Annotated in this window: 6 protein-coding genes; 4 read left to right on the forward strand and 2 right to left on the reverse strand. The window is 67.0% G+C overall.

The window, feature by feature from the left end; translation table 11 throughout:
• Window positions 1-199: 199 nt before the first annotated feature.
• Both P409_RS26660 and P409_RS26665 read right to left on the reverse strand, forming a co-directional pair.
• The gene (locus P409_RS26660) at window positions 200-613 is read right to left on the reverse strand and encodes a hypothetical protein (protein ID WP_034845549.1); all 414 of its coding nucleotides are present in this window, start codon (window positions 611-613) and stop codon (window positions 200-202) included.
• 132 nt (window positions 614-745) lie between these two features.
• A complete protein-coding gene (locus P409_RS26665; RefSeq protein WP_034845551.1) occupies window positions 746-1,516 on the reverse strand; it encodes an IclR family transcriptional regulator in 771 nt (256 codons plus the stop codon).
• 117 nt (window positions 1,517-1,633) lie between these two features.
• Between P409_RS26665 and P409_RS26670 the strand changes: the two genes are divergently transcribed.
• From P409_RS26670 to P409_RS26685, 4 genes are all read left to right on the forward strand, one after another.
• Entirely contained in the window at window positions 1,634-2,476 is an 843-nt protein-coding gene (locus tag P409_RS26670) for a transporter substrate-binding domain-containing protein (protein WP_034845553.1), read from the forward strand.
• A 150-nt stretch (window positions 2,477-2,626) separates the two neighbouring features.
• Window positions 2,627-3,295 carry an amino acid ABC transporter permease gene (locus P409_RS26675; protein ID WP_034845555.1) on the forward strand — a complete coding sequence of 223 codons (669 nt, stop codon included), beginning with the start codon at window positions 2,627-2,629 and terminating at the stop codon, window positions 3,293-3,295.
• Window positions 3,295-3,948 (forward strand): amino acid ABC transporter permease, encoded by a 654-nt coding sequence (locus P409_RS26680; RefSeq protein ID WP_034845557.1) that lies wholly within the window; start codon window positions 3,295-3,297, stop codon window positions 3,946-3,948. The genes P409_RS26675 and P409_RS26680 overlap by 1 nt, the downstream gene beginning before the upstream one ends.
• Before the next feature lie 335 nt (window positions 3,949-4,283).
• A partial coding sequence (locus P409_RS26685; RefSeq protein WP_034845559.1) for a calcium-binding protein occupies window positions 4,284-4,894 on the forward strand: 611 nt, incomplete at its 3' end.

A 4,894-nucleotide genomic window follows, 5' to 3' on the forward strand; every position in this document is an offset into this window, starting at 1 on the left:
GTGGCGGCCGCGACGGCGGCGCGCCGGGCCTGCGGCCGGAATACCACCCGGACTACTATGCCGCCTTCCTGCTCGACCCCGACGGCAACCGGGTCGAGGCGGTGTGCCACCGGGCGGGGTGAGCCGGCGAGAGACCCGGATGCCGATGCGAAAAGGGGCGGCGGGAAACCCGCCGCCCCCAATGGTCCGCGCCGGCCGTTCAGGTATGGGCCCAGGAGATCGAGACGATCCCCGACGTGTCCTGGAACCGATCGCTGTGCAGCCCGGGTGAGGAGCTGGTCAGGCTCAGCGTGTGCTTCTGGCCGGCCTGGGTCAGGATGGTCAGCGACAGGCTGCCCGACCCCGCCCCTTTCGGTCCCTGGCCATAGGCGTAGAAGACCGAATTGATAATGCCGTTGTTCTGCTGATAGGTGATCCACTGCACATTCGCGCCGTCCGGCCCGACGATGCAGCCGCTGAGATCGGTGCTGCCGTTGATCGCCAGCTGGCTGCCCTGATACAGCGGGTTGGACGGGTCGCTGATCGAGGCGGCATAGTTGCCGCAGGCGTTGCCGCCGGGCCAGTTCACCACCGGCAGGCTGTCCGGCTGAGCGTCCACCAAAGTATCGGCCATGACATACTCCTATATGAAATAAATACAGAAAACATTTTCATGTAGAATTTGCGTTCGAGCGGCGCAATTTATTTTGTTTAATTCAAAATAAACAAGAATCCGATCAAATCGGATTGCGCTTCGACACGCCCCCTACAACCCTACCACTCCCGGCGGGGCCAGGGACAGGCGGCGGGCGGCGGCGAGCAGGGTGTCGAGCAGCGCGCCGTGTCGCTCCGCCGGCGTGTCCAACGGCGTCACCAGACACAGGGTCGCCACCGCCCGCCCGTCGCGGTCCACCACCGGTGCCGCCAGGCAGCGGGTGAAGCGGTCGACCAGCTCCTGCGTTACGGCATAACCGCGCGCCTGCGCCGCCCCGGTCTCGGCGACGAAGGCGGCCGGATCGATCCGCTCGCCGGACGGCAGGGTGAAATCCTCCTCCGGGATGAAGCCGGCGATGCCGGCGGCGTCGAGATGCGCCACCAGCAGGCGGCCGGACGCGGTCCAGGGGATCGGCAGCCGGATCCCGACCTCCGAGGTGATGCGGAAGGTGCGGCGCCCCGGCTCGTTCAGCATCACCACGTATTTGTCGCCGTCGAGCATGCAGAACTGCGCCGTCTCGCCGGTCTCGGTGGCCAGCCCCAGCACCTCGCGCCGGGCCCGGCTCAGCAGGTCGACGCCGGCGACATAGGTCTGGGCGTAGTAGTGCACGGCGCGGCCGAAGAACACCGCCCCGCCCTCCCCAGCCGGCTCCAGGATCCCGGCCGTGGTCAGCCGGCCGACGATCTCGTACAGGGTCGAGCGCGGCGCGCCGATCGCCTTGGCCAGCTCGCCCATCCGCACCGGCGCCCGCCGCGCCTGCAGATGCTCCAGGATCGCCACCGCCCGGTCGATCCCCCGCTCCCGGTTGGTCACCCCTGCCATGGCCGCTGCCCCTTCGCTGCGTTCGATTGCATTCGTCCCAAGCCGAGCCTATCGTATCGCTTGTCCGACATACAAGACCATTGTCCGATATACCGGACAAAGAACATGGAGGCTGAGATGCGCATCGTGACCCGGACGCTGCTTTCGGTCAGCGCCGCCGCCCTGCTGCTGGGCACCGCCGGCGGCGCCTTGGCGGCCGACAAGCTTCAGGAGGTGCTGAGCCGCGGCAAGCTGATCGTCGGCACCGGCAGCACCAACCCGCCCTGGCATTTCAAGACCGAGCAGGGCGACCTCGCCGGCTTCGACATCGACATGGCGAAGATCATCGCCAAGGGCCTGTTCAACGACCCGAGCAAGGTCGAGTTCGTGGTCCAGTCCTCCGACGCCCGCATCCCGAACCTGACCACCGACAAGGTCGACATCACCTGCCAGTTCATCACCGTCACGGCCGCTCGGGCGCAGCAGGTGAACTTCACCATCCCCTATTATCGCGAGGGCGTCGGCCTGCTGCTGCTGAAGGACGGCCGGTACAAGAGCTATGACGAGCTGAAGGCCGCCGGCAGCGGCGTCACCGTCGCGGTGCTGCAGAACGTCTATGCCGAGGACATGGTGCACGCGGCGCTGCCGCAGGCGGCGGTCGACCAGTATGAGAGCACCGACCTGATGTATGAGGCGCTGAACTCCGGCCGCGCCGACGCCGCCGCCACCGACATGTCGTCGCTGCGCTGGTTCATGAAGCAGAACCCGGACCGCTATGTCGACGCCGGCTATGGCTGGAACCCGCAGACCTACGCCTGCGCCGTGAAGAAGGGCGACCAGGACTGGCTGAACTTCGTCAACACCGCGCTGCACGAGGCGATGACCGGGGTCGAGTTCGACACCTACGCCGCCTCCTTCGAGCAGTGGTTCGGCCAGCGCCCGCCGGCCCCGGCGATCGGCTTCCCGACCGAGATGCGGTGAGGTCTTCCGCAAAGCCTTCCTCGTCATTCCCGCGAAAGCGGGAATCTCGTCCCGCTTCTGTGGCGAAGAGATCCCCGCTTTCGCGGGGATGACGGGGTTGGGGGCGGATGACGGATCGAGACCGTCTGTGCGACCGGCAGAGGACACAGGGTGAACTACCAGTTCAATTTCGGCGCGGTCTGGGCCAGCCGCGACCTGCTGCTGAGCGGCCTGGCGCTCGGGCTCGGCCTTGCCGCGGTATCGATCCTGATCGGCTGCGTCATCGGCTTGGTCGGCGCCTTCGCCGCCACCTCGCGCAGCCGGGCCGCACGCGGCATCGCCTCGGCCTATGTCACCTTCTTCCGCAACCTGCCGATCCTGGTGATCCTGCTGTTCGTGTTCTTCGCCCTGCCGCGGGCGGGGATCCGCCTCGACAAGATCGACAGCTTCGTCGCCTCGCTCTCGGTCTATGCCGGCGCCTATCTGGTCGAGGTGTTCCGCGCTGGCATCCAGTCGGTGCCGAAGGGCGTGATCGAGGCCGGCACCGCGCTCGGCCTGCGGCCGATGCAGATCCGCCGGCTGCTGGTGGCGCCTCTGATGCTGCGCAACATCCTGCCGGCGCTGGGCAGCAACTTCATCTCGCTGTTCAAGGACACGTCGCTCGCCGCCGCCATCGCGGTGCCGGAGCTGACCTTCTACGCCCGCAAGGTCAACACCGAGAGCTTCCGCGTGATCGAGACCTGGATGGTCACCAGCCTGCTCTATGTCGCCACCTGCACCGTCATCGCCCTGCTGCTGCGCCGGCTCGAGGCGCGGCTGCGCCTGCCCGGAGCCCGCTGATGGACGCCTTCCTGCAGCAGATCTGGGTGGCGCGCTGGGCCTTGCTCGAAGGCGCCTGGCTGACGGTGCAGATCTCGGTCGTGTCGATCGTCGCCGGCACCATCTTCGGCGTGCTGGTCGGCCTGGTGTTGACCTATGGCGGCCGCGCACTGCGTTGGCCGGCGCGCCTGTATGTCGACTTCATCCGCGGCACGCCGGTGCTGGTGCTGGTGCTGGCCGCCTTCTACGTCCTCTCCGTCATCGGCATCCAGCTGACCGCGGTGCAGGCCGGCATCTTCGCGCTCGCCGTGTTCTGCAGCTCGCATGTCGGCGAGATCGTGCGCGGCGCGCTGCAGGCGATCCCGCCGGGCCAGACCGAGGCGGCGAAGTCGCTGGGCCTCACCTTCCGCCAGACCATCCGGCTGGTGCTGCTGCCGCAGGCTCTGCGCCAGATCCTGCCGAGCTGGGTCAACACCGGCACCGAGATGGTCAAGGCCTCGACCCTCCTGTCGGTGATCGGCGTCACCGAGCTGCTGCTGGCCACCAAGGAGGTGATCAGCCGCAACTACATGAGCCTGCAGTTCTATCTGCTGGCCGCAGCCATCTATTTCATCGTCAACTTCGCCATCGAGCGCCTGGGTAAGGCCTTGGGCCGCCGCGCCGCCCTGCGCTGACGCCGCGGGCGGGGCCGCCCCGCCCGCCCAAGGCTCCGGCCGCAATTGCCTCAAATAAATATTATGGATTTATGCGGAACGGAGCCGATCTTCGATCCCGATCATTTGCTTTAATTGCACCGGATGGGAAAATGAGATTTCATTCGACAGAATCCACTCCCTATCCTTTGCGGATCGAGTCTATATAGACTTCGAATCGGTCGCGAAATCATTTACGAATTACCGAAAGCTTTAAGAGTCGTTCGGCTCCATGGATTTCCGCGGCTGTCGGCGGCCCCGCCCGGGGCGGGCTGCGCCTTTCAACCATCCTGTGTGACGGCACAATTGGGGGAAGCATGAGCAACGGTCCAGACGTCATCATCGGCACGCCCGGCGACGACACCATCGATGCCGGCAACGGCAACGATATCGTGAGTGGCGGCGGCGGCAACGACACCATCGACGGCGGCGGCGGCTTCGACGTCATCACCGGCGGCGCCGGCGACGACATCATCGACGGCAGCGAAGGCTTCGACGTCATCGATGGCGGCGACGACGACGACTGGATGCGCGGTGGCACGGGCGACGACGTCCTCAGCGGCGGCACCGGCCGCGACAAGATCGCCGGCGGCGACGGCAACGACGTCATCGACGGCGGCGCCGGCAACGACCTGCTGCGCGGCGGCGCCGGGGCCGACATCCTCAGCGGCGGCGACGGCATCGATATCGCCAGCTATGCCGAGAGCCATGCAGCGGTCTCGATCAACCTGGCGACGCATGTGAACCATGGCGGCAGCGCCGAGGGCGATGTCATCAGCAGCGACATCGAGACGATCCACGGCAGCCGCTTCGGCGACACGCTGACCGGCGATGCCGGCGACAACATCCTGCGCGGCCTGGACGGCGACGATGCGCTGACCGGAGGCGCCGGGGCCGACCGCCTGGTCGGCGGCGGCGGCGCCGACCG

It is taken from the genome of Inquilinus limosus MP06, assembly GCF_000767795.1.
In the GTDB taxonomy this organism is placed as follows: domain Bacteria; phylum Pseudomonadota; class Alphaproteobacteria; order DSM-16000; family Inquilinaceae; genus Inquilinus; species Inquilinus limosus_E.